The organism is Glycomyces sp. NPDC048151, from assembly GCF_043202775.1.
Classification (GTDB): domain Bacteria; phylum Actinomycetota; class Actinomycetes; order Mycobacteriales; family Micromonosporaceae; genus Glycomyces.
On sequence record NZ_JBIDBB010000006.1, the window covers coordinates 37,063 to 59,162 of the forward strand.

Sequence of the window (22,100 nt, forward strand, 5' to 3'; positions counted from 1 at the left end):
CGAACGGTTGCCCCGTTTCAGAACGATGTGGACGCCAGGAGGCCGATCGCGGCGTCCCGGTGCCCGTTCGCGGCCAGGAGCCCGGCCGGGGCGAGCCGGTAGTCCACGTCGATCGCGAAGCGGGCGTCCTTGGGCGGCCGCACGCCCCCTGAAGTGTCCTCCCCTACCGCCTCCCGCAGCCAGATCACGGCGTCGGGGTCGCGGCGGAGAATGCCGCCGGAGCCGACGACGAGGCTCACTGCCGCAAGGTCCTTGCCGCCGCGCAGCGGTTCGGTCGGGCCGCCGATGCGCTCGCCGCGGGCGTGGCGGCGCACCGCGATGCGGGCGGCGAGCGCGCTCAGCTCGGCGTCATCGGCCGGGTCGCTCGCCCGGAACGCCGGGTTCGCCGCCCGCAGGCGTGCGGCCTCAGGGAGGTCCCAGTTCGTGGCGAGGTCCTCCTCGTCGGCGGCCTCGACGATCCCGACGGCGGTGTGCCGGACCCCGAGGTCGCCTTCGACGGTCCTTGAGCGCCAGGCGGTCCCGGCGACTTCGGCGCGCGGGCCCTCGCGTTCGGCGTCGGGGGTGAGCACCGAGTAGACGTCGGTGGTCGCCCCGCCGACGTCGACCACGAGGAGGTCGGCCCCGGTGGTCTCGGCGAGCAGTTCCACGCCAGTGAGCACGGCGTCGGGCGTGGCGGCCTTGACCATGCGCGTGAAGTCGGCGCTGGCGGAGAGGTGCTTCCCGGCGATGACGTGGCGCAGGAAGACCTCGCGCAGCGCGGTGCGGGCGGGGACGGGGTTGAGGACGCCGATGCGGGGCAGGACGTTCGCGACGGTGGTCGTGGCGATCCCGGCTGCGGTGAGGAGCGCGGCGACGTCGTCGGCCGCGTCCGCGTTGCCCGCCAGGACGACCGGAGTGCGGGAGCCGGACTCGGCGAGCGCTGCGGCGTGCGCGCGCAGCGCGGTCTCGTCGCCGCCGTCGGTGCCTCCGGCCAGGAGGATCACGTCGGGGCGGGCGGCGGCGAGCTCGACGAAGTCCCCTGCCGCGAGGTCCCCGGCGCGCACGTCGACCACCTTGGCCCCGGCGCTGAGCCCGGCCCGGTACGCGGCGCGGGCGGTGACCAGGGGCTCGTTGCCGATCACGGCGAGGCGCAGGCCTCCGCCCGCTGAGGAGCAGACGAGGGTGTCGACGACGTTGGCGCCCTTGGGCGTGGCTTCGCCTGCTGCCGCGCGCAGGCCTTCCATGACGTCGGTGCCGATCGTGGTCGGGCGGGAGGCGGCGCCGAGGAGGGCGCCGGAGTCCGCGTCGACGGCGGCGGCCTTGGTGTAGGTCGAACCGACGTCGACGCAGACGACGGCGTTCGTCACGGGACTACCACGGTGCCTGTCGCGGTCGTGGCGACGATCGGCTCGTCGAGCACGGCCGCCGCCGAGTCGCCGCGTTCCGGCTCGGCGCGGCAGACCACCTTGAGCGTGAACTCGACGGTGCGGCTGCGGCGGCCCGTGCGAATCACCGTGGCCGTGGCCTCCACGACGTCCCCGGCCTTCACGGGGGCCTTGAACTGCACGTCCGTATAGGACGCGAAGAGGCCCTCGTCGCCGTCGGTGAGGATGCACAGCTCGGTGGCGACGTCGCCGAACAGGCCCAGTCCGAACGCGCCGTCGACGAGGTTCCCGCCGTAGTGGGCGTGGCTGTAGGAGATGTAGCGGCGGTGGGTCACCGAGACGCCGTCGTGGTTGGCGCTCATGCGGGCTCCTTCATGGTGACGAGGCGGTGGACGAGGTAGGAGGCCACATCGGACGGTGTGGTGCCGCGTGTGAAGATGCGGTCGACGCCGAGTTCGTGGGCGGCGCCCTCGTCGAAGCGCGGGCCGCCGACGACGAGCAGGGGCCGCTTGCCGGGAGGCAGCGCCTCGCGGAACGCGGCGGACATCTCGCGGGTGTTGTGCAGGTGGGCGTCCTTCTGCGTGACGACCTGGCTGACGAGGACCGCATCCGCTTCCTCGTCGACCGCGCGGTTGACGAGGTCGGGCACGGCGACCTGCGCGCCGAGGTTGACGACGCGCAGCTCCCGGTAGTACTCCAGGCCCTTCTCCCCCGCGACGCCCTTGATGTTGAGGATCGCGTCGATGCCGACGGTGTGCGCGTCGGTGCCGATGCAGGCGCCGACGACGCAGAGCTTGCGGCCGAGCCTCTCGCGGATGGCGTCGTTGACGTCCTTGGGGCTCAGGTGCGGGTAGTCCTTCTCGACCACTTTGACCTCGTCGAGGTTGACGAGGTGGGTGGACGCGCCGTAGACGACGAAGAACGTGTAGCCGTCGCCGATAGCCTTGGCGTGCACGAGCATCGCCCCGTCGAGGCCCATCTTGGCGGCGAGCTGGAGGGCCGCGCCCTCGGCGCGTTTGTCGTGCGGGACGGGCAGGGTGAAGGAGAGCTGCACCATGCCGTCGCCGGTGGTGTCCCCGTAGGGCCTGATGATGCGGCTCATCTGTCGCCTCCGTGAAGCTTGCGAGCGGAGCCTGAGCTCGAGTCGTCCAGGATGTCCGATGCCGGGTTCCAGTAGTCGTCGGCGCGTTTCGCGACGCCGTCGAGGCCGCGGCCGCCGTCGGCGGGGCGCTTCATGATGCCGAACGTGCCGTCGGCGATGGCGTTGAGCAGGCCGTCGTCGACGATCTTCCCGAGGAGGTCGACGGCCTCGCCGAGGACCTGGTTGGCGCGGCCCGCGATGAAGCCGTCCTTGGGCGGGTGGAAGTCCTCGGCGAGCCCGGCGCACGCGTTGAGCACGTACCGGACGTTCTGCAGCGCGATGTCGCGGTCGGAGAGCCAGGGGGTGACGACCGCCTCGGTCATCATGCCCACCAGGAGGATCGACTGCCCGGTCATGACCCCGGCGAGGTTGAAGAACCCGTCGAGGAGGTTGCCGCGGAACACGTCCCCGGTCATGTGCTTCGTCGGCGGCATCCACTTCAATGGCGCGTCCGGGAACAGCTGCCGGGCCAGGAGCGCGTGCGCGAGCTCGAGCCGGAACGACTCGGGCACTTCGGGGTTGATCTCGAACGCGTGCCCGAGGCCGAGCAGCGGGTCCGGGAGCCCGGCCTCGTGCGCGAACCGCTCGTTGAGCAGCTGCGAGACGGTGACCGTGTGCGCGGCCTCGACCGCGTCGGCCGTCGTCAGGTAGTTGTCCTCGCCGGTGTTGATGATGATCCCGGCGCGGGCGTGGACCTGGCGGCTGAAGCGCTGGTCGACGAAGGTGCGGCTCGGGTTGATGTCGCGGAACAGGATGCCGTACATCGAGTCGTTGAGCATCATGTCGAGCCGGTGCATGCCCGCCAGCGCGGCGATCTCGGGCATGCACAGGCCCGAGGCGTAGTTGGTGAGGCGGATGTAGCGCCCGACCTCGCGGGAGGTCTCGTCGAGGGCGGCGCGCATGAGCCGGAAGTTCTCGCCGGTGGCGTAGGTGCCTGCGAAGCCTTCGCGGGTGGCGCCTTCGGGGACGTAGTCCAGGAGGGACTGTCCGGTGGAGCGGATGACGGCGATGACGTCGGCTCCGGCTTTGGCGGCGGCTTGTGCCTGCGGGATGTCCTCGTAGATGTCGCCGGTGGCGACGATGAGGTAGATCCAGGGGCGCTGGGGCGGGTCGCCGATCTCGGCGACGAGTTCGTCTCTGCGGCTTCTGGACTGGTCGATGCGGTCGAAGCCTGTTTGGACGGCGGCTTGCGCGCGTTGGCGGGCGGTGTCGGCGTCGCCGCCGGTGGGGAGGGTGAAGCGGACGCCGTCCGCGGCGGCGGCGTGGGCGAGTCGTTCGAGGTCGGGGAAGTCCTTGAGGGCGTGGAAGACCGGGAGGGCGATGCCGTGTTCGATGCCGACCTGTGCTTGGACGGCGTCGGCGAGGCGGTTGACCCAGGGGATGCCGTCGGGGTCGGCGCCGGTGAGTCCGGCGAGGCGGAGGGTGGCGCGTTCGACGGAGACGGTGGTGTGGCTGCGGGCCAGGTCGACGACGGGTTGTGCGGCTTTGGCGGCGAGGCGGCGGGCTTGGGCGACGACGGCGGGGTCGAGCGGGAGTTCGGCGGTCACGCTTCTTCCTTCCCGACGCGGTCGATGAAGAGGTCTTTGAGGTGCCGGTTCTCTCTGAGCAGGTGGAGGGCGTAGTCGGCGTGGCCGGGGACGTAGCCGTTGCCGATGAGCATCTCGACGTCGGCGGCGAGGCCTTCGGCGCCGAGGGCGGCGGCCGGGAAGGAGGTGGCCATGGAGAAGAAGACGACGGTGCCGTTTTCGGCGGTGGCGAGGATCGCGCCGTGTTCGCAGCCGGGGACGTCGACGCAGACGACGGTGACGTCGGCGCCGCGTCCGTGGAGGGCTTCGGTGACCTTCCGGGAGAGGCGGAGGGGGTCGGTGGCGTCGGCGATGACGATCGCGTCGGCGAGGTGGGAGCCGCGCAGCTGGGCGTCCTCGATCTCGTCGCGGACGACGGCGACGACGGTCTGCGCGCCCGCGTCGCGGGCGGCGGCGAGGGAGAGGGAGCCGGACTTCCCGGCGGCGCCGAGGACGGCGACGGTGGTGTCCGGGCCGCGCCGTTCGACGACCCTGCGGACGAGCGCGGGTGCGCCGCACACGTCGAGGACGGCGAGCGCGAGGTGTTCGGGGAGGTCGTCGGGGAGGACGGCGGCGATGGAGCGGCCGAAGAGGATCGCGTGCCCGCTGGTCGGAACCTGCTCGGATGTGCCGTCCCAGCGCGCCAATCGATCATCAATGTGCAGCGGGGTGAGGGTAAGGGAGACGAGGGTGGCGACTTTCTGGCCCGCTTTGAGGCCGAGTGGGGATCGGGGGCCGACCTCGTCGACGGTGCCGATGAGCATGCCGCCGGAGCCGGTGACGGGGTTGTGCATCTTGCCGCGCCGCTCGATGATGCCGAGGACCTCGGCGCGGATGGCTTCGCCGTCGCCGCCGTGGGAGGTGTGGAGCTGCCGGTAGGAGGCCGCGTCGAGGTTGAGGCGTTCGACGCTGATGCGGACCTCGTCCTCGGCGATCTCGGGGTTCGGGTCGAGCCGGTCGGCCGCTTGTGGCAGCGCTCCGGCGGGGCTGACGACTCGGTGCGATCCGACCGGTGAGCCTGTCGACATCGTTGCCGCCCTTCTTGGTAGCAGTGTGTTTATAGAGTCTCAATATGCGGGACCTAGCGCACTACAGTAACGGAAGGTTATCCTCGTCACAAGGACGGTCATCCCCGTCTGCGAGGTTTCCCTGGGCCAACAGCCCGGACATGGAGGTGAGAAGGTGTCGGATCGACCTACGGGAGACACAGCGCCCGTGATCGAGCAGCCCTACCAGTACCGGCGTCGCAGGCTGGTCGAGCCGGACTGGACGCGGTTCCCCGGCTGGGCGGACGTGACCGAGGCCGACTGGGCCTCGGCGCAGTGGCAGCGCGTGCACTGCGTCAAGAACGTCAAGCAGCTGCGGGAGGTCGTGGGCGACCGGCTCCACGAGTCGTTCTACGAGGACCTCGCGGCGGACATGGAGCGCTCGGCGACTATGTCGATGCTGCTGCCGCCGCAGATGCTCAACACGATGGCGCCGGCGATCGAGGAGACCGCCCCCGGCTCGTGGACCGACGCGTTCTACGCCGACCCGGTGCGCCGCTACATGCTCCCGGTCGCCTCCGACCGGCACCAGGACTGGCCGTCGCACCCGTTCGCGACCCGCGACTCGCTGCACGAGCACGACATGTGGGCCGTCGAGGGCCTCACCCACCGGTACCCGACGAAGGTGCTCGCCGAGCTCCTCTCGACCTGCCCCCAGTACTGCGGGCACTGCACCCGCATGGACCTCGTCGGCAACTCGACGCCCACAGTAGACAAGCGGCGGCTCGCACTCAAACCGGTCGACCGGCAGACGGCGATCCTCGACTACCTCGACACCCACCCGGGCGTGCGGGACGTCGTCGTCTCGGGCGGCGACGTGGCGAACCTGCCTTGGAAGCAGCTGGAGCGGTTCCTCGACCGGCTCCTCGACGTCGAGACGATCCGCGACATCCGCCTGGCCACCAAGGCGCTCATGGGTCTTCCGCAGCACTGGCTGCAGGACGAGATCGTCGAGGGCATGGCCCGCGTCGCCAAGCGCGCGGCCGGGCAGGGCGTCAACCTCGCGATCCACACGCACATCAACCACGTCAACTCGGTGACCCCGGCCGTGGCGCGGGCGGCGGCCGCGATGCTCGACGCGGGCGTGCGCGACGTGCGCAACCAGGGCGTGCTCATGCGCGGGGTCAACGACACCCAGGCGGACCTGCTCGACCTGTGCTTCGCGCTGCAGGGCGAGGCGAACATCCTGCCGTACTACTTCTACATGTGCGACATGATCCCCAACGCCGAGCACTGGCGCACCTCGGTCGCGCAGGCGCAGGAGCTGCAGACCGCGATCATGGGGTACCTGCCCGGGTACGCGACGCCGCGCATCATCTGCGACGTGCCGATGGTCGGCAAGCGGTGGGTCCACCAGCTCGAGGCGTACGACCGCGAGCTCGGGATCTCCTACTGGACCAAGAACTACCGGACCTCGATCGAGGCCCACGACCCGGATGCGTTGACTCGCCGCTACCCGTTCTACGACCCGATCGACACGCTGCCCAAGGCCGGGCAGGAGTGGTGGCGCAACATGCACCCGCCGGTCCACGTCAAGGAGGCCGGTAACGCGGCCGCCGCGAAGTCGCGCCAGGCCGTGGCGCTGCACGACGAAGCAGCTGAGGTCGCATGACCGGCACCCTGATCACCGTGGCGCCCACCGGGGCCGAGGTCGACAAAGCCGAGGTTCCGGCGCTGCCGGTGACACTCGACGAGCTGGTCGACACCGCGAAGCGGTGTGAGCAGGCCGGGGCTTCGATCATCCACGTGCACCTGCGAGATGACGACGCCAAGCCGACGCTCGACCCAGTGCGACTGCGCGATGCCGTTGCGGCCCTTCGTGACACGACGGATCTCATCGTGCAGCTCTCGACGGGCGGCTCGGTCCGCGACGGCGAGGCGGCCCGGCTCGCCGTGCTCGACGCCGAGCCGGACATGGCCTCGTGCACGATGGGCACGGTGAACTTCGGCGACGACGTGTTCATGAACCGCTGGGAGTTCATCGTCGAACTGCATAAACGCATGCAGGACAAGGCGGTCGTGCCCGAATACGAGCTGTTCGACCTGGGGCACCTCGCCGGGCTGGAGCGGCTGCTCGACAAGGAGGGGCTGCCTTTCGGCGGCCACGTCCACGTCGACTTCGTACTGGGCGTGCCGGGCGGCGCGGCCGGGGACGCCTCGACCGTGGCGGCCTTCGCTGAGGGCGTGCGACGGTATCTGCCGGAGGGAACCACGTTCTCCGCCACCGGGATCGGCCGCATGACGCTCCCGGTCATGTTCGCTTCGCTTGCCCACGGCGGGCACCTGCGGGTAGGCATGGAGGACACGGTCTCGTTCGCGCGGCGGCAGCCGGTCACGGGCAACGACCAGCTGGTCGAGCGGGCGGCTGAGGCGGCGGCGTTGGCGCAGCGGCCCGCGATCACGACCGTTGAGGCCCGGAAGCTGCTGCGGATGCGCGACGCCGACTGACTAGTGTCGACACATGACTGTTCTTGACCCCCAACGGACTTCGCTTGCCCTGGTCGACCTCATGCCACGGCTCCTCGACCTCGACATCGCGCCGCACTCCGGTGCGGCTGTGCTCGCGACCTCGATCGCCCTCGCCGAGGACGCCCGCAAAGCGGGCGTCCCGGTGGTGGCGATCCGGGTCGAACGCCCGAACGTGGACGAGCAGCCGCCGGGAAGCGAACTGACAGAGGCGATCGCGGAGCTTGCCGATGCGGTTGTAATCAAGCGCAGCATCGGCGGCTTCTACAACACTGAGCTTGAAGCGACTCTCAAGCGTCTCGGTGCCGAGACGCTGGTGATGGCCGGGATCATGACAAACCTCGGAGTCGAGTCGACCGCGAGGGCCGCTTCGGATCACGGGTACGAGCTGGTGTTCGTGAAGGATGCGATGAGCGCGCTCACCCTCGCTGAACACGAAGCGGCAGTGAACCTGAACCTCCCCCGCTTCGGCGAGGTCATCACTGCGGCGGACCTCAGCTGGCACAGCGAATCCTAGGCACAACGTTTGTGAGGACCGGCCGCATTGCGGCCGGTCCTCACAAACGCATGGTCGCTAGTTGTGGCCTGCCGCCTTCAGCAGCCCCGCGAAGTCGGCCGTCTTCAGGTCGAAGATCGGAGAACCTTCACCCAGTTTGCTGTCGCGAACCTGGAAGCCGCGCTCTGCTGCGCGGGCCTCAACGCAGGCGCTATCTGCGGAGTTGCTGCTTCTGCTGGACTTGCGCCAATCGGCACGGCTCATTGCTCGAACTCCCTCATCGACCTGGCGCGCTGGTCGCCCGCGTCGATGATCCGAAGGTAGTGGGCCACGACCTCGCGATTCTCGTAGAAACGCCGCTCGTAGGGGCTCTCCAGATAGACGACGTTGGGGTCAGCGCTGTCACTGAAGGATAGTACGTGGAAGGGGGCGCTCAATTCATGTGGCGGCCCGCCGTCGAAGGGCACGTACCTGATGGTGACGTTCGGCTTCGCATCCTCCTCCAGAAGGCGCTGGATCTGCTCCTCCTCACAGCCGTACCGAAGCGCTGCTTCAGACATCAGGACACGGAGTTCTGGTGCTGGGTTGCGCGCCTCAAGCACCTCTTGCCGCCCGAGCCTGCGCTCCACCAGCTTTGCGATCTGGCTCCGCTCAATCAACGGGTTGTTCTGGAAGCTTCGCACCATGTAGTGCTCGGTCTGGAACTGCCCAGGGATGAAGACCGTTTCGTACAAGTCGAACCGCGTGGCGATTCGCTCGAACTCCACGTATGCATCGAATCCAGATGCGACCACAGCGTGGCTGGGCTGCGACCAGGTCCGCTCATCCACGAGCTGCCAAATGCGTTGCAGCTCAAACCGTCGCTGCGAGGGCGCCCCGTAGAAGTCGCAGAGGCCACCGATCACCGGATAGGTCAGGCGGACTCGCTCGCCAGATTCAAGCCGCTTGAGGGTTCGCGTGGAGCCCACAATCTCGGCGGCTCCCTTGTCTGACAAGGGAACTCCTGCGGCAAGCCGCATCGTTTCGAGCTCGCGCCCAACCTGCCTGCGAAGCATCGATGAAGTCGACATTCACTCAGTGTCACATGCAAAGTCCACTGAGCAACACCTCAACACTGGTTGCCAGTGGGGCTCGGCAGTAATGAACGGCGTTCTGCCGCACCAACACGTGGGCGTCGGAGTGACCGATGCCGACCGGGGTCCAGGTGTGGGCCCGGTAGCGGGTGCGGAGTTCGGCGATCGGGTCGGTCATGGTGGCAAGCCTGTCACCTGGGCGGCGATGCGGCAACGCCGTTTCGCTCGATGGTGACCGGCCGCTCCCCTGTTCGAGCGGGGAGCGGCCGGGGTCTGTTATTCGGCGTTCGGGAGCTCGACGCCTGCCGCGGCGGCGAGGTCGGCGAGGACGAGGCGGGCGGACTGGATGCCGATGCCGCTCATCCAGATCTCGTCCTTGACGTTGAAGACCTTGCCGTTCTTCACGGCCTCCATCTCGGTCCAGAGCGGGTTGTCCTGGGCCGCCTCCTGCTCGGTGTTCTCCGGGATGTCCGCGGCGGTGACGAAGACCAGGTCGGCGTCGGCCAGGTCGATCTGCTCGGGGCCGACTTCGAGGGCGAAGTCGTCCACGTCCTGCGACTCGGGGCGGGCGACGCCGACGTCCTGGAGGATCACGCCGGAAAAGGTCGCCTTCTGGTACAGGCGGGTCGGGCCCGCGACGAAGCGGACGACCGAGACGGTGGGCATCTCGCCGTAGGCGGCTTCGATGGCGTCGCCGAGCGCTGCGGCCTGAGTCTCGTAGGCGTCGAGAGCCGCTGCGGCCTCGTCTTCGAGGCCGAGGGCCTCGGCGTGGACGGCGAGGTTCTCCTTCCAGGTCACGCCGGTGGTCTCGGTGAAGACGGTGGGCGCGATGGCGGCGAGGTCGGCGTAGATGGCCTCGTGGCGGATCTTCGAGGAGAGGATGAGGTCCGGCGCGAGCTCGGCGATCTTCTCGAGGTCGGGCTCCTCCATCGGGCCGACGTCCACAGTGTTCTCGGTCATCGAGGCCAGGTAGTCGGGGAACCCGCCCGAGGTCTTGAAGTGCGGGGAGACCGCGCCGACCGGTTCGATGCCGAGGAGGGTGACGTCGTCGAGCTCGCCGGAGTCGAGGACGACGACCCGCTCGGGCTGTGCCTGGATCTCGGTCTCGCCCATGGCGTGCGCGACGGTGCGCGGGAACGCGCCGGTCGTGTCGGACTGCTGCTCGGCGGCGTCGCCGGTGGCCGTGGCCGCGCCGCAGGCCGCCGTGGCGGCCAGCGCGGCGGCGGCCAGCAGGGCCGCTGCGGCCCTCAACATGGACTTCATTTCGTGGGTTCCTCTCGGGTGCAGGGGGTGTCAGGGTCGGCGGTGCCGGGCGCTCGCGCGCGGGACCACCAGGGGGGTGCCGGTCTCGGGGTCGGGGACAACCTGGCAGGGGACGCCGAAGACGTCTTCGACGAGCTCAGCGGTGAGGACGTCGGCGGGTGCGCCGACCGCCGCAGGCGAGCCGTCGCGCACGACCACGAGGTGGTCGGCGTAGCGGGCGGCCTGGCCGAGGTCGTGGAGGACCATGACGACGGTGCGGTCGGCGGTGGCGTTGAGTTCGGAGACGAGGTCGAGCACGTCGAGCTGGTGCCGCAGGTCGAGGAAGGTGGTCGGCTCGTCGAGCAGGAGCAGCGGTGTGTCCTGGGCGAGGGCGAGCGCGATCCAGGCGCGCTGGCGCTGGCCGCCGGAGAGGTGGTCGACGGGGAGGTCGCGGAGGGCGGTCGTCCCGGTGCGGGCCAGGGCGGTCTCGACGGCGGCGCTGTCGGCTTCGGACCAGGGACGCAGCGCGCGCTGGTGGGGGTAGCGGCCGAGGCGGACGAGGGCTTCGACGCTGATGCCTTCGGGGGCTGTGGGCTGCTGCGGGAGGAGTCCGAGGCGGCGGGCGAGGGCGCGGGCGCTCATGCGGTGGACGTCGTCGCCGTCGATGGTGACGGTGCCGGTCTCGGGGGCGATGAGGCGGGCGAGGCCGCGCAGGAGGGTGGACTTGCCGCAGGCGTTGGGGCCGACGATGGCGGTGACGCGGCCGCCAGGGAGGGTGAGGTCGAGGTCGTCGACGATGGTGTTGCGGCCGTAGCCGATGCGCAGGTTCTGGGCGGTGATGGCGTTGGGGGCGTGCGTCATCGGGCGGTCCTCGGGTCGGGTCGGTTCTGGCGGGCGAGGAGGGCGAGCAGGAACGGCGCGCCCAGGGTGGCGGTGACGACGCCGACGGGCAGGCCGTCGAGCGGCAGCGCGTGCTGGGCGACGAGGTCGGCGGTGAGCAGCAGGAGCGCCCCGGCGAGGGCGTTGAGGGCGAGGGTCCCGGCGGTCGGGGGTCCGGCGAGGCGGCGGACGAGGTGCGGGACGGCGAGGGCGACGAACCCGACGGGGCCGGTGAGCGCGACCGCGAGGGAGGCGAGGACGACGGCGGCCGCGAGGAGTTGGAGGCGGGCGGGGCCGGGGCGGACGCCGAGGGCTCCGGCGGCGTCGTCGCCGAGGTCGAGGACGGCGGCGCGGCGGTGGAGCGCGAAGGCGGCGAGCATGGCGATGCCGGTGGCGGTCGCGCCGATGATCGTCTCGTTCCAGTTGCGGCCGTAGAGGGAGCCGGTGGTCCAGTGGAGTGCCGAGGAGGCGAGTTCGGCCGGGAAGCGGACGATGAAGAGGTTCACGGCGGCGGTGAGGCCCGCTTGGACGGCGAGGCCGACCAGGACGAGGCGCGTCGGTGAGATGCCACCCTTCCAGGCCAGCAGACCGAGGATCGTTGCGGCGCAGAGTCCTCCGCCGAGGGCGGCGAGCGGGGTGAGGGGCGCGGCGAGGCCGAGGGCGACGGCGGCGGTCGCGCCGAGGGACGCGCCGCCGGTGATGCCGACGACGTCGGGGCTGGCGAGGGGGTTGCGGGCCACGCGTTGGAGGACCGCTCCGGCGACGGCGAGTCCGGCTCCGGCGATGACGGCGCTGAGGACGCGCGGGGTGCGGAAGCGGCCGACGAGGAGCACGTCGCCTCGGTCGCCGGTGCCGAGGAAGAGCGCCTCGAGGGCGCGGGCGGGGCCGATGGGCTTCTCCCCCAGGCAGATCCCGGCGAGGATCGCGGCGGCGAGGAGCGTGAGTCCGGCCAGCGCGAGGAGTGCGACGCGGCGGCGCTGGCGGGCGATGGCGCCGAGGCGGTGGGAACGGGCAGCGAGGGCGGAGGCTGCGGCAGCCGAGGCGTTCGATGCCGGTCCTTCGGACTCGGAACCGGCGGGCGCAGCCGCGACTGGTGGGCGCCTTTCCCCGCTCTCGGCGCGCCGGGTCCGGACGGGCGGCGTCGGCCCGGGTGCACTGTCGGTCTGTGCAGGGTCGGCGGCGGCGACCGCTTTCTCGTGGTGTTCGGTCATCGGGCGGCCTTCCTGGCGAGGACGGCGAGGAGGGGCGCGCCGAGGAAGGCGGTGACGATGCCGACCTCGATCTCGGTGGGACGCAGGATCATGCGGCCGAGGACGTCGGCGGCGAGGAGGAGGATCGGGCCGCCGATGAGGCACCCGGGCAGGAGGAGCCGGTGGTCGGCGCCGACGGCGGCGCGGACGAGGTGGGGTGCGGCGAGGCCGATGAAGGCGATCGGTCCGGCGACGGCGACGGCGGACGCGGCGAGGAGGACGACGGCGATGCCTCCGAGGAGGCGGGTGCGGGCGACCGGGACGCCGAGGGCGGAGGCGGCGTCGTCGCCGAGGCTGAGGGCGTTCATGGCGGGGGCGACGAGGAACGCGAGGAGCGTTCCTGCGGCGAGCGGGGCCGCGACCGGGGCGAGCATCTCGAGGGGGCGGCTGGCGAGGGAGCCGACGAGCCAGAAGCGGGCTTCGTCGAGGGTCTGCTCGGAGGTGAGGAGGACCGCGGAGGTCCACGCGGCGAGGACGGAGGCGAGCACGGTGCCGCTGAGCGCCAGGCGGACCGGGTCGAGGTCGCCAGCGCCGCGGGCGAGGGCGAAGACGGCCGCTGCGGCGAGCGCGGCTCCGGCGAGGGCGAAGGGCAGGAATTCGGCGGGGCGGGTGAGGCCGAGGACGTGGATCGCGGTGACGACGGCGAGGGCGGCTCCGGCGTTGACGCCGAGGGTGGTGGGCGAGGCGAGGGGGTTGCGGGTGACGCCTTGGCAGACGGCTCCGGCGAGGCCGAGGGCGGCGCCGACGACGATGCCGATGACGGTGCGGGGCAGGCGGATGCCGGTGACGGCGAGGGCGTCGCGGCTCGCGTCGTCGCCGAGGAGGGCGTCGACGACCGTGGGCAGGGGCACGGGGCGGGTGCCGAGGGCGAGGCTGAGCGCGACGCAGACGGCAAGGGCCGCAATGCCTATGGCGAACACCGCGGTGGTGCGCGCCGGGGTGCGGCGGCGGACCGCGTCGGTGGTCGGGTGGGCGTCGGGCACGCGAGAACATTAGGTAAGGCATGCCTAATGACTAGCGCGCACCACCCGCCGACGTGGCCCTCCGCACAAACACTTGAAACTTCAAGTCTTTCGGGTATGGGGTCAGTCGTTCCAGCGGCGGCCGAAGCCCGAGAGGAGCCCGCCGATCAGCAGGTAGACCAGGGCAGCGATCCCGTAGTTCACGACGGCGCGGACCTTCGGGTCCTCGATGCCGGTGAACATGTCGCGGAACAGCCAGGAGAACCAGTTGGCGAGGTCGGCCATGAAGTTCACCAGCGGGTTGTGGGGGTTCGCTTCCAGGAGGACGAAACCCAAGTGCAGCAGGATGATCAGCGCGATGATGCCGAAGACCGCGGTGATCACGTGCACGATGACGGGGTTGTAGCGCGTGACGACGTGTGCCATGTCGATTCCGTTCGCTCAGTGTCTGTCGTTCTTGGACACCTGGGTTCCCGATCCGAAGCGGTGCAAACAGGACCTCGCGAAACCCGGCACAGCCGGGAATGCGACAGATTAAGCGGTTTCTGGAATACCGGTCGGCCGGTAAGCTTGGATCCCATGCCCTCCAGACAACGGCAGCTCCCACCCCCGCTGCGCTTCCTCTCCGCCCTCGCGCGGCCGCACACCGGCCGCATCGCGCTGGGCGCACTGTTCTTCCTCATCGCGGGCGGCGCCGCGATGTCGCAGCTGTGGATGATCAGCCGTGTCGTCGACCAGGGCTTCGTCGCCCGCGACGGCGGCGCCGTCGCGTTCTGGCTGGGGCTCATGGCGGTCGCCGTCACCGCACAGGCGGCGTTCTGGGTCCTCGGCTACCGGCAGTTCAACACCGCCGACGCCGCGAGCCAGCGGACCATCGTCAAGCGGCTCACCGACCACCTCAACACGGCCGGGACCGGCGTGCGCGGGCGCGTCTCCGCGGGCGAGCTCGTGAACCTGCCGAGCGAGGACATGCGCAAGGCCGCCCACACGGTCACCGAACTCGGGTTCCTCGTCAACAACTTCTCCATGTTCGCCATCGGCTCGGCCCTGGTGTGGTCGATCCATCCGCTGCTGGGCGGCATCGTGATCGCCGGGAGCATCGTCACCGCGCTCGTCGCCGGGCCGCTCCTCAAGAGCCTCCAGCGGACGCAGGCCGACTACCGCGACATGATCGGCTCCCTCACCGCGCAGGCGGCCGACATCGTCGGCGGCCTGCGGGTCCTGCGCGGCATCGGCGGCGACCTGCTGTTCACCGCCCGGTACCGGGAGCAGTCGACGGCGCTGCGCGACCGCGGCTACGCGGTGGCGAACTCCAGCTCGTGGATCCACGCCCTGCGCGGCTCCATGCCGATCGTGTTCGTCGCCGCGATCACCTGGGCCGGAGCCCTGCTCGTCGTGGACGGCGCGCTCTCCATCGGCGGCCTCGCCTCGGCGTTCAGCTTCGCCACCATCTTCATCGCCGTCTCCGGGAACTTCATCATCTCCGCGAACTACCTGGTCGCCAGCTGGGTGGCCGCCGGGCGGCTCACCCGGTTCCTCGCCATCGCAACGGATGTCGACGACCAGGGGACGCTGCGGGGCGAGGCCGGCGAGCTGCGCGACCCCGACTCGGGCCTCCACGTACCCGCCGCCGGGCTCACCGTGCTCGTCACCGCCGAGACCGCCCCCGCGACCGAAGCCTGCGAGCGCCTCGCCCGCTACCGCGACTCCGAGGCGGTGTGGGGGTCGCAGCCGCTGGAGGCGTACGCCCTCGCCGACGTACGGACGCGGATCATGCTGCTCACCGACGAGGACTACCTCTTCGAAGCGACCCTCGGCGAAACCCTCAGGGTCACAACCGAAGCCGCGACCGCGGCCATCGCGACCGCCTGCGCCGCAGACGTGTACACCGGCCTCGGCAGCACCTTCGACGGGCAGATCGCCGAAGGCGGACGCAACCTCTCCGGCGGCCAGCGCCAGCGGCTGCGCCTCGCCCGCGCACTCGCCGCCGAGCCGCGCACGCTCCTGGCGGTCGAGCCGACCTCGGCGGTCGACTCGCACACCGAATCGCTCATCGCCGCGCGGCTCACCGCCGCACGCGCCGGACTGGCGACCCTGGTCGTCACCGCGTCGCCGCTGTGGCTCGTCCACGCCGACCGGGTCGTGTGGATGGTCGAAGGCAAAGTACACGCCACCGGGACCCACGCCGAACTGCTCGCCGAGCCCGAATACCGACGCCTCACCTCGCACGGAGACTCCGCATGAGCGCCACGGACACCCGAGCCCGCCTGCCGATCGCGAGCCCTGCGCAGGTGCGCCGCGCGTTCCGGGACCTGCTCGCCGCCGACAGGGCCTCGGCCGCGCAGGTCCTCGTCATGTACACGCTCGCAGCCGGATTCAGCGTCGCCATCCCGGTCCTCCTGGGACGGGTCGTCGACGGGATCGGCGCGGGCTGGGGCGCGGGCGACGTCAACCTCGTGTGCGGCGTCATCCTCGCGTGCGTCGCCGTCCAGTTCGTGCTCAGCCGCCTGGGCCGCCGGGCCGGGTACCGGTTCGGCGAGCGGGCCGCGGCGCGGCTGCGCGAAGACGTCGTCGCCCGGGTGCTCGGTCTGCCGCTCGACCGGGTCGAGCAGGCAGGCCGCGGCGACCTGGGGACGCGGACCGCGACCGACGTCAACACGGTCGCGGACCTGCTGCGCGACAACGGGCCCACGATCGTCACCTCCCTCATCGAGGTGCTGGTGCTGTACCTCGCGCTGTTCGTCGTCGACCCGCTGCTGGGCCTGGTGTCACTGCTGACGCTGCCGCCGCTGCTCCTCGCCGCGCGCCGGTACCTGCGCAACGCGAATCTCGTGTTCACCGCGCAGCGCGCCGCGATGAGCGAGGCGGCCGAGACGCTCGCGGCGTCCGGCAGCGGCTCGCGAACGGTCGCGGCGCTCGCGATGCAGGAAGAGCGGCGCGACCTCGGCTACGCGCGGGCCGAGACCCTGTTCGAGCGGTTCAAGCGGCTCATCCGGCTGCAGGTCGAGTTCTTCTTCCTGCTGCTGTGGCTCAACCGGACGCAACTGCTCCTCACGATCGCCGCCGCCGGATTCTGGTACCTCGAAGGCGGCCTGAGCCTCGGCACCGCGATCGCGGGCATCACCGTGGTCGTGCGGATCGCCAACCCCACCAACGGCGTCATGATCCACCTCAGCGAGTTCCAGCAGGGATCGGCGGCGCTCGCGCGCATCGCAGGCGTCGGGCTCATCGAGGCCGAGCCCCGCGCAGCCGAGCCGGACGGGACCGACCTGGTCCTGGAGCACGTGACCTTCGGGTACGGCGACGGGCCGGACGTGCTGCACGGGTTGAGCCTGCATCCGCGCCAAGGCGAACGGCTCGTCGTCGTCGGGCCCTCGGGCGCGGGGAAGTCGACCATCGCGCGGCTCCTCGCCGGAATCGACCGGCCGCGGTCGGGCACCGCGCTGCTCGGCGGCGTCCCGGTGTGCGACATCCCGGTCGAGGACCTGCGCCGCCGGGTCGTGCTCGTGACCCAGGAGCACTACGTGTTCACCGCGACGCTGCGGGAGAACCTGGTCCTCGCCGCGCCGGACGCCGACGACGCCCACCTGCTCGCGGCGCTGCGCCGCGTCGACGCCGGATGGGCCGTCGCCGCCGGGCTCGACACGATGCTCGGCCCCGAGCACCGCGCGCTCAGCACGGCTGAGGCGCAGCAGATCGCGCTGGCCCGCGTCGTCATCGCCGACCCGCCGATCGTCATCCTCGACGAGGCCACGGCCGGGATCGACCCGGCCAGCGCGGGCAACGTGGAGGCCGCGCTGGCGGCGGCGCTCGCAGGGCGCACGGTCATCGCGATCGCGCACCAGCTGCAGGCGGCGGCCTCGGCGGACCGGATCGCCGTGGTCGAGGACGGCCGCATCGCCGAAGAGGGAACGCACGACGCGCTGCTCGCGGCGGGCGGGGTGTACGCGGGGCTCTGGCACGCCTGGCAGGGCGACTGAAGGGTTGCCCGAACGGAGCGCGGACGCTATCGTCCGAAGATGTCGAGAACGCTTGTCACCGGTGCCGATGTCCAACGGGCCGTTGCAATTACAGCGGAGGCGCTGCGTCCTGCGCCCGCCGCGGCGTGGGACGCACAGGCCGGGCCGATGGACTGCTCCTGCTGGGACGCCTTGGAGCACTTGAACAACGGCGTCTTCTCGTACGCGGTGAAGCTCGCACCGCCCGTGCCGTACGACCAGGGGCGGCCGACCATCATCTGGCACCGGCCCGGCGACCGGGAGCGGCCGCTGATGACGGACCGGGCGGACGGACCGGAAGCGGCGATCGAGGTCCTGCTCATCGCCGGAGGTCTGGCCGCGGCCGTAGTCGACTCGCGCCCGGCGACGGCGCGGGCGTGGCACATCTGGGGCATGGCCGACCCCGAGGGCTTCGCGGCGATGGGCGTGGTGGAGACGCTCGCGCACGCCTTCGACCTGACGCAGGGACTCGGGCTCGAGTTCGCGGCTCCCGCCGACCTCGTGGCCCCGGCGCTGGCCAGGCTCTTCCCAGAGGCACCGGTGGACACCGACCCGTGGCCGACGCTGCTATGGGCCACGGGAAGAGGCGACCTCGACGGGTTCGAGCGACGCGGCCCTGACTGGACCTGGCACGCCGCTCCGCTCGACGAAGGCTAGGTCTTGCCGGTCGGGTGGCACGGTGGCGCCGGTTCGGGTTCCGGTGGACAGGAGCGGTTGGGGTTGCGGTTACCCCAGTCAGCGACAAAGGCAGAGTATGGCGGCGGTTCGCCTGTGGCTTTGTGGCGGTGTCGCCTCGACGCTTCCCCGTGCCCGTGCCCTCGCGCGGTGTCGCCTCGACGGTCCCCAGTGCTCTTGTTGCGTATGGCGTTGCCGCCGCAACGCGGCCGAACGCGGTGCTTGCTCTGCGCGGCATCGACGTGCCTCGGGCACAATGCCCTACGGCCGCCGCGCGGCCTTGCCGTGCGGATTGCGGCGCAGCCTTGCCGTGCGGCCGGACAGCTCACGCCGACCGCCGCCCGCCTCGCGAGCCGTGGCCTTGCGACGCCGTGCCGCCCGGCGCTCGACACTCCCGACCGCGTGGGCGGGTGTCGCTGTTTTCCCTGCAGCGCTTGGACTCTCGCACCAAACATGAGCGTTCTGTACCCCTGTGGGTGATGACAGGTGTGGGCTGTTCGAGGGACAATTGAGGTACGCACAGGGATACGGAAAACGTACAGGTGTCGAGTAGGTGCAAGCAGACTACGCCAAGCCTCTGGCCGAAACGCAAACCGTACCGATTCCGAACTCATCGAGTTCAGTCCCCGAGTGCTATCGGGATCCGCAGCGGACCACGGCTCTTTTCAATGAGAGGCGTGCTGGGTGGGAGATCGCCGGTCGGGATCACCTCGACCGGAGGCAGTGTCCAGAACGAGGCACAGCAAGCAAGACCCGCGAGCCCTGTAACCCGGGCGAGCGAGCAAGGCCGCCAAGCAGGAACGGGCGATGCCGGTCAGGCAATTGAGGACCTGGTCAACCCATCGCCGTTTTGCGAGGCACCATCACCCCGACCGCCAAGGCAGCATTGTGCTCGCATAGCACTAGGCGAGTTCGGGTCGATCGACCCATCCGGCGATCAAGATCAGGCCGGAGGGGCGGTGGCGAGCGAGATAAGCGAAAGGACGGTCAAAACTAATCGAAGCCCGTAGATGGCGGTGCTGAGGCTTAGCGAAAGCGGCTGCGCGAGTCATGGCCATTGCGGTGACAGCGGCGGCTTCGAAACCGGTGGCGCTGAATATTGCCGTGGCTGATTGCTTGGCCTGGCTGACGTAGACCGGTTCGGCCGCAAGTCGGTCGAAGCGGGCGCGGTCCTCATCGGAGGCGATGCGGAGGCCGAGCGCTTCGGCGTCGTCACTGAGGTCGAGGTCGCTGTCGAGCTTGAAGCGCACGGTCTGGACGTCGATCTCGGGGCCGGTCTGGGGCCGTGAGGCTCTGGTCTCGGTGACTTCGACGCCTACGGCCCGCTCCCCCACCGCGAGCTCGGTGGATGAGCGGCCCCAGGCGGGGTCAGTGGCGGCTTCGATGAGCGTGCTCATAGTTCCTTGCGGCGCAAGGTCTTCGCGACCGAGGCCGAGAAGCACATCGATGCCGCCGTCACCGGGGACGGTGAGGACCGAGGCGTCATCGCCAAGGCGGAGTAGGTCGTCGTTGAGGGTGGTAGTGAGTGTGCGGCAGCGTCCGAGGCCGGCCCACGGCCCCTGCTGGAAGGCGCGGCTGGAGTCGAGGAAGGGGGTGTTCCAGGTGGTCCGCACGGAGAGGGCGCTGGCGAGGACGAGGTCGATCGGCTGGCTGAAGTCGAGCGGCATCCGGTCGATGAGGCCGTCGGTGTTGCGTGAGGCCCAGGCGTCGAGGTCCGCCTTGTCGGCGGCGGGGTCGCCCGTGAGCGAGCCGACCGCGTCGACCGGGAGGACCGCGGCCCATTCGGGGTCGAGGGTGACGCGGGCTCCGGCCCAGACGGCTAGGGCGAGTTTGATCGCCGGGGCCGCGCGGACCGCTTGCAGCAGTGCGGCCGGAATCTTGGCTGCCTGGTTGTCGTCGATGCCTGCGGCGGTGAGCAGTTCGTCGCGGGTCTCGCCGACGGCCCCTGTCGCCAGCGCGGCGAGCAGCGGCCAGACGCCGAGGCCGGAGGCGACGGCCGGGACCGAGGACCGCGAGGCGAACCACCGCCGGGTGAGTTCATTGGCGGCGTTGATCTCGCGTCTGCCCAGTGCGTCCTGCAGTGTCGTCTCGGTGCCCATGCCCTGGATGCTAGTGCCCGGCGGCTAGAGGGACTCGCATTCGTCGAGGGCGAGGTCGATGAACTCGGCGACGGGGACGACGTGGTTCTGCTGCGAGTCCTGGTAGAGGACTTCGTCTTCGCCCAGCTCGTTGAGGCGGGCGAGGTCGAATCGCACGAATCCGAGGTTCTCGTCGTTGTCGGGCCAGGCCATGGCCTCGTAGTACATGCCTGTCTCGAAGTCGCCGTTCCGCTCGACTTCGGTCCAGCGATCGTCGGGATTCGACAGGGAGACGGCGGCGGGATCGTCGATTCGGGGGTCGTCGTTCTCCAGCCGCAGGAGCTCGGTCTGGTGCTGCAGCGCCGGGTCCGGCTCGGCCGCCTGCCAGACGGAGATGGCGTAGGGGGACCCCGAGCAGGAGGCCATCACCAGAACCGGCTCGTCTTCGGCGTTGACGCCGACGGCGAGTCTCCCGACTCGCGCTGCTTGGCAGCCGGAGAGCGACGCCAGTGCGAGGGCCGCGATGAGGGCGAGGAGGAGTGCGCGCATGACTCAAGTGGACCCTGTTGCCGAAGCCGTTGCCACGGTCGGTGATCGATCGATATCCGCACGTGCCCGATCGGATACCGACTGTGACCGGAGTGCGATCGGCGGGTTATGCGCCCGGGTCGGTGACCCAGCCCGCGATGATGATGAGGCCTGAGGGGCGGTGGCGGGCGAGGTAGGCGAAGGGGCGGTCAAAGGTGGCGACGGCGCGGCGGTGCTCGTGGAGGTGCTGCGGCGGGGCGGCGCCCATCCAGTCCATGCCGACGGCGGTGACGGCCGCGGCCTCGAAGCCGGTGGCGCTGAAGACCGCGGTGCAGGACTGCCTGGCCTGGCTGACGTAGAGGCGTTGGGCGGCAAGGCGGTCGAACTGCGCGAACTCGTCATCGGAGGCGAGCTCGAGCCCGAGGGAGGCGGCGTCCTCGATGAGGTCGAGGTCGCTGGTGAGGTTGAAGGCGGGCACGACCGCATTCGTCTCGGGCGAGGTCTGCGGGGCAGGCGCCTTGTACTTGAGGAAGGTGACGCCGATCAGGCTCAGGTCGGCGTTGCTGTCGGCTGCGGGACGGCCCCAGTCCGGGTCGGCGGCGGCATCGATGAGGGCCGACATGACGTCCTGTGGCGACGCGTCCTCGCGGCCGAGGGCGAGCAGGACGTCGATGTCGTCGCCGCCTTGCACGGTGAGCACGGCGGTGTCGGGCTTGACCCGCAGGACCTCGTAGTCGTAGGAGCCGGTGAGGACCTTGCCCCGGTCTTTCCAAGGGCCGCTGCGGAAGGGCGCGCGTTCGTCGAAGGCGGTGCGCCATCTGGTGCGCACCGACAGGGCGCTGGCGAGGAGCAGTTCGATCGGCTCGTCGAGGTTGACCGGCATCCGCTCGATGAGGCCGCCGGTGTTGCGGGAGGCCCAGGCGTCCAGGAGGGGCTTGTCGACGGCGGCGTCGCCGGTGAGCGTGCCGACGGCGTCCACGGGCAGGCCCGCGACCCAGTCGGGGTCGAGGGTGACGCGGGGCCCGGACCAGGCCGCGAGCGCGAGGTTGAGGGCGGGCGCGGAGCGGACGGCGTCGAGGAGGGCGGCCGGGACGTCGGCGGCCTGGCCGGCGTCGAGCCCGGCGGCTTCCAGGAGCTCTTCGAGGGTGGCTTCGACCGCGCCGGTCGCGAGCACGGCGAGGAGGGGCCAGATGCCGAGGCCTGAGGCGGCGGCGGGGATCTCGGTGCGGCCAGTGAGCCAGCGCCGGGTGAGTTCGTTGGCGGCGGCGATCTCATCCGCGGTGAGCGCGTCTTGCAGGGTGGTCTGCTCCATGCCCCGGATGCTAGCGGCCGCGTGC

General features: G+C 70.7%; 22 protein-coding genes. 6 read left to right on the forward strand and 16 right to left on the reverse strand.

From position 1 onward, the window contains the following. Nucleotides 1–17: 17 nt before the first annotated feature. Genes ACGGCP_RS15275 through ACGGCP_RS15295 form a run of 5 tightly spaced genes read right to left on the reverse strand, consistent with a single transcriptional unit; the run spans nucleotide 18 to nucleotide 5,098 of the window. Complete coding sequence (locus ACGGCP_RS15275) at nucleotides 18–1,346, reverse strand: glutamate mutase L (RefSeq protein WP_392966420.1); 1,329 nt, start codon at nucleotides 1,344–1,346, stop codon at nucleotides 18–20. Then, nucleotides 1,343–1,726: a hotdog domain-containing protein gene (locus tag ACGGCP_RS15280; RefSeq protein ID WP_392966423.1), complete on the reverse strand. Its 384-nt coding sequence runs from the start codon at nucleotides 1,724–1,726 to the stop codon at nucleotides 1,343–1,345. Before ACGGCP_RS15280 ends, ACGGCP_RS15275 begins: the two co-directional genes overlap by 4 nt. Further along, nucleotides 1,723–2,466: an OAM dimerization domain-containing protein gene (locus tag ACGGCP_RS15285; protein WP_392966425.1), complete on the reverse strand. Its 744-nt coding sequence runs from the start codon at nucleotides 2,464–2,466 to the stop codon at nucleotides 1,723–1,725. The genes ACGGCP_RS15280 and ACGGCP_RS15285 overlap by 4 nt, the downstream gene beginning before the upstream one ends. Next, entirely contained in the window at nucleotides 2,463–4,052 is a 1,590-nt protein-coding gene (locus tag ACGGCP_RS15290) for a lysine 5,6-aminomutase subunit alpha (protein WP_392966428.1), read from the reverse strand. Before ACGGCP_RS15290 ends, ACGGCP_RS15285 begins: the two co-directional genes overlap by 4 nt. Next, nucleotides 4,049–5,098, reverse strand: a complete 1,050-nt coding sequence (locus tag ACGGCP_RS15295; protein ID WP_392966430.1) for a hypothetical protein — start codon at nucleotides 5,096–5,098, stop codon at nucleotides 4,049–4,051. The genes ACGGCP_RS15290 and ACGGCP_RS15295 overlap by 4 nt, the downstream gene beginning before the upstream one ends. A 187-nt stretch (nucleotides 5,099–5,285) precedes the next feature. On the opposite strand from ACGGCP_RS15295, the gene ACGGCP_RS15300 reads away from it, so the two are divergent. From ACGGCP_RS15300 to ACGGCP_RS15310, 3 genes are read left to right on the forward strand one after another with little or no spacing between them, the layout of a single operon-like run. Next, a complete protein-coding gene (locus tag ACGGCP_RS15300; RefSeq protein WP_392966433.1) occupies nucleotides 5,286–6,728 on the forward strand; it encodes a KamA family radical SAM protein in 1,443 nt (480 codons plus the stop codon). Further along, nucleotides 6,725–7,564 carry a 3-keto-5-aminohexanoate cleavage protein gene (locus tag ACGGCP_RS15305; protein WP_392966436.1) on the forward strand — a complete coding sequence of 280 codons (840 nt, stop codon included), beginning with the start codon at nucleotides 6,725–6,727 and terminating at the stop codon, nucleotides 7,562–7,564. The genes ACGGCP_RS15300 and ACGGCP_RS15305 overlap by 4 nt, the downstream gene beginning before the upstream one ends. Before the next feature lie 13 nt (nucleotides 7,565–7,577). Then, nucleotides 7,578–8,099 carry an isochorismatase family protein gene (locus ACGGCP_RS15310; RefSeq protein ID WP_392966439.1) on the forward strand — a complete coding sequence of 174 codons (522 nt, stop codon included), beginning with the start codon at nucleotides 7,578–7,580 and terminating at the stop codon, nucleotides 8,097–8,099. 57 nt (nucleotides 8,100–8,156) lie between these two features. Here the strand turns inward: ACGGCP_RS15310 and ACGGCP_RS15315 are convergent, their stop codons facing one another. The 8 genes from ACGGCP_RS15315 to ACGGCP_RS15350 form a co-directional block, all read right to left on the reverse strand. Then, nucleotides 8,157–8,342 carry a DUF397 domain-containing protein gene (locus ACGGCP_RS15315; protein WP_392966441.1) on the reverse strand — a complete coding sequence of 62 codons (186 nt, stop codon included), beginning with the start codon at nucleotides 8,340–8,342 and terminating at the stop codon, nucleotides 8,157–8,159. Continuing rightward, nucleotides 8,339–9,148 (reverse strand): helix-turn-helix domain-containing protein, encoded by an 810-nt coding sequence (locus ACGGCP_RS15320; RefSeq protein ID WP_392966443.1) that lies wholly within the window; start codon nucleotides 9,146–9,148, stop codon nucleotides 8,339–8,341. The genes ACGGCP_RS15315 and ACGGCP_RS15320 overlap by 4 nt, the downstream gene beginning before the upstream one ends. Before the next feature lie 10 nt (nucleotides 9,149–9,158). Continuing rightward, nucleotides 9,159–9,329: a hypothetical protein gene (locus tag ACGGCP_RS15325; RefSeq protein ID WP_392966446.1), complete on the reverse strand. Its 171-nt coding sequence runs from the start codon at nucleotides 9,327–9,329 to the stop codon at nucleotides 9,159–9,161. Between the two features lie 98 nt (nucleotides 9,330–9,427). Next, nucleotides 9,428–10,414, reverse strand: coding sequence for an ABC transporter substrate-binding protein (locus ACGGCP_RS15330; RefSeq protein WP_392966449.1), 987 nt, complete (start codon nucleotides 10,412–10,414; stop codon nucleotides 9,428–9,430). 30 nt (nucleotides 10,415–10,444) lie between these two features. Continuing rightward, a complete protein-coding gene (locus tag ACGGCP_RS15335) occupies nucleotides 10,445–11,254 on the reverse strand; it encodes an ABC transporter ATP-binding protein (protein WP_392966452.1) in 810 nt (269 codons plus the stop codon). Then, the gene (locus ACGGCP_RS15340; RefSeq protein ID WP_392966455.1) at nucleotides 11,251–12,483 is read right to left on the reverse strand and encodes a FecCD family ABC transporter permease; all 1,233 of its coding nucleotides are present in this window, start codon (nucleotides 12,481–12,483) and stop codon (nucleotides 11,251–11,253) included. Before ACGGCP_RS15340 ends, ACGGCP_RS15335 begins: the two co-directional genes overlap by 4 nt. After that, entirely contained in the window at nucleotides 12,480–13,505 is a 1,026-nt protein-coding gene (locus ACGGCP_RS15345) for a FecCD family ABC transporter permease (RefSeq protein ID WP_392966458.1), read from the reverse strand. The genes ACGGCP_RS15340 and ACGGCP_RS15345 overlap by 4 nt, the downstream gene beginning before the upstream one ends. 102 nt (nucleotides 13,506–13,607) lie before the next feature. Next, nucleotides 13,608–13,910, reverse strand: a complete 303-nt coding sequence (locus ACGGCP_RS15350; RefSeq protein WP_392966461.1) for a hypothetical protein — start codon at nucleotides 13,908–13,910, stop codon at nucleotides 13,608–13,610. A 153-nt stretch (nucleotides 13,911–14,063) separates the two neighbouring features. Here ACGGCP_RS15350 and ACGGCP_RS15355 point away from each other — a divergent pair, with 153 nt between their 5' ends. The 3 genes from ACGGCP_RS15355 to ACGGCP_RS15365 are packed head-to-tail and all read left to right on the forward strand — an operon-like array spanning nucleotide 14,064 to nucleotide 18,139. Beyond that, nucleotides 14,064–15,728, forward strand: a complete 1,665-nt coding sequence (locus ACGGCP_RS15355; RefSeq protein WP_392966464.1) for an ABC transporter transmembrane domain-containing protein — start codon at nucleotides 14,064–14,066, stop codon at nucleotides 15,726–15,728. Then, nucleotides 15,725–17,464 (forward strand): ABC transporter ATP-binding protein, encoded by a 1,740-nt coding sequence (locus tag ACGGCP_RS15360; RefSeq protein WP_392966467.1) that lies wholly within the window; start codon nucleotides 15,725–15,727, stop codon nucleotides 17,462–17,464. The genes ACGGCP_RS15355 and ACGGCP_RS15360 overlap by 4 nt, the downstream gene beginning before the upstream one ends. Nucleotides 17,465–17,503: 39 nt before the next feature. Then, nucleotides 17,504–18,139 carry a hypothetical protein gene (locus tag ACGGCP_RS15365; RefSeq protein WP_392966470.1) on the forward strand — a complete coding sequence of 212 codons (636 nt, stop codon included), beginning with the start codon at nucleotides 17,504–17,506 and terminating at the stop codon, nucleotides 18,137–18,139. A gap of 920 nt (nucleotides 18,140–19,059) precedes the next feature. Here ACGGCP_RS15365 and ACGGCP_RS15370 read toward each other — a convergent pair. The 3 genes from ACGGCP_RS15370 to ACGGCP_RS15380 form a co-directional block, all read right to left on the reverse strand. Next, a complete protein-coding gene (locus tag ACGGCP_RS15370) occupies nucleotides 19,060–20,256 on the reverse strand; it encodes a serpin family protein (RefSeq protein ID WP_392966473.1) in 1,197 nt (398 codons plus the stop codon). Between the two features lie 24 nt (nucleotides 20,257–20,280). Continuing rightward, on the reverse strand, nucleotides 20,281–20,784 hold the full coding sequence (locus ACGGCP_RS15375; protein WP_392966476.1) for a hypothetical protein: 504 nt from the start codon (nucleotides 20,782–20,784) through the stop codon (nucleotides 20,281–20,283). Nucleotides 20,785–20,890: 106 nt separating this feature from the next. Next, nucleotides 20,891–22,075 carry a serpin family protein gene (locus ACGGCP_RS15380; protein ID WP_392966479.1) on the reverse strand — a complete coding sequence of 395 codons (1,185 nt, stop codon included), beginning with the start codon at nucleotides 22,073–22,075 and terminating at the stop codon, nucleotides 20,891–20,893. Nucleotides 22,076–22,100: the final 25 nt, after the last annotated feature.

Bases quoted from the DNA above. Each gene is read 5' to 3' on its own strand.
- ACGGCP_RS15280 (WP_392966423.1), bottom strand. From the start codon at position 1,726: ATGAGCGCCAACCACGACGGCGTCTCGGTGACCCACCGCCGCTACATC.
- ACGGCP_RS15285 (WP_392966425.1), bottom strand. From the start codon at position 2,466: ATGAGCCGCATCATCAGGCCCTACGGGGACACCACCGGCGACGGCATG.
- ACGGCP_RS15295 (WP_392966430.1), bottom strand. From the start codon at position 5,098: ATGTCGACAGGCTCACCGGTCGGATCGCACCGAGTCGTCAGCCCCGCC.
- ACGGCP_RS15305 (WP_392966436.1), top strand. From the start codon at position 6,725: ATGACCGGCACCCTGATCACCGTGGCGCCCACCGGGGCCGAGGTCGAC.
- ACGGCP_RS15310 (WP_392966439.1), top strand. From the start codon at position 7,578: ATGACTGTTCTTGACCCCCAACGGACTTCGCTTGCCCTGGTCGACCTC.
- ACGGCP_RS15315 (WP_392966441.1), bottom strand. From the start codon at position 8,342: ATGAGCCGTGCCGATTGGCGCAAGTCCAGCAGAAGCAGCAACTCCGCA.
- ACGGCP_RS15320 (WP_392966443.1), bottom strand. From the start codon at position 9,148: ATGTCGACTTCATCGATGCTTCGCAGGCAGGTTGGGCGCGAGCTCGAA.
- ACGGCP_RS15325 (WP_392966446.1), bottom strand. From the start codon at position 9,329: ATGACCGACCCGATCGCCGAACTCCGCACCCGCTACCGGGCCCACACC.
- ACGGCP_RS15330 (WP_392966449.1), bottom strand. From the start codon at position 10,414: ATGAAGTCCATGTTGAGGGCCGCAGCGGCCCTGCTGGCCGCCGCCGCG.
- ACGGCP_RS15335 (WP_392966452.1), bottom strand. From the start codon at position 11,254: ATGACGCACGCCCCCAACGCCATCACCGCCCAGAACCTGCGCATCGGC.
- ACGGCP_RS15340 (WP_392966455.1), bottom strand. From the start codon at position 12,483: ATGACCGAACACCACGAGAAAGCGGTCGCCGCCGCCGACCCTGCACAG.
- ACGGCP_RS15350 (WP_392966461.1), bottom strand. From the start codon at position 13,910: ATGGCACACGTCGTCACGCGCTACAACCCCGTCATCGTGCACGTGATC.
- ACGGCP_RS15355 (WP_392966464.1), top strand. From the start codon at position 14,064: ATGCCCTCCAGACAACGGCAGCTCCCACCCCCGCTGCGCTTCCTCTCC.
- ACGGCP_RS15360 (WP_392966467.1), top strand. From the start codon at position 15,725: ATGAGCGCCACGGACACCCGAGCCCGCCTGCCGATCGCGAGCCCTGCG.
- ACGGCP_RS15365 (WP_392966470.1), top strand. From the start codon at position 17,504: ATGTCGAGAACGCTTGTCACCGGTGCCGATGTCCAACGGGCCGTTGCA.
- ACGGCP_RS15370 (WP_392966473.1), bottom strand. From the start codon at position 20,256: ATGGGCACCGAGACGACACTGCAGGACGCACTGGGCAGACGCGAGATC.
- ACGGCP_RS15375 (WP_392966476.1), bottom strand. From the start codon at position 20,784: ATGCGCGCACTCCTCCTCGCCCTCATCGCGGCCCTCGCACTGGCGTCG.
- ACGGCP_RS15380 (WP_392966479.1), bottom strand. From the start codon at position 22,075: ATGGAGCAGACCACCCTGCAAGACGCGCTCACCGCGGATGAGATCGCC.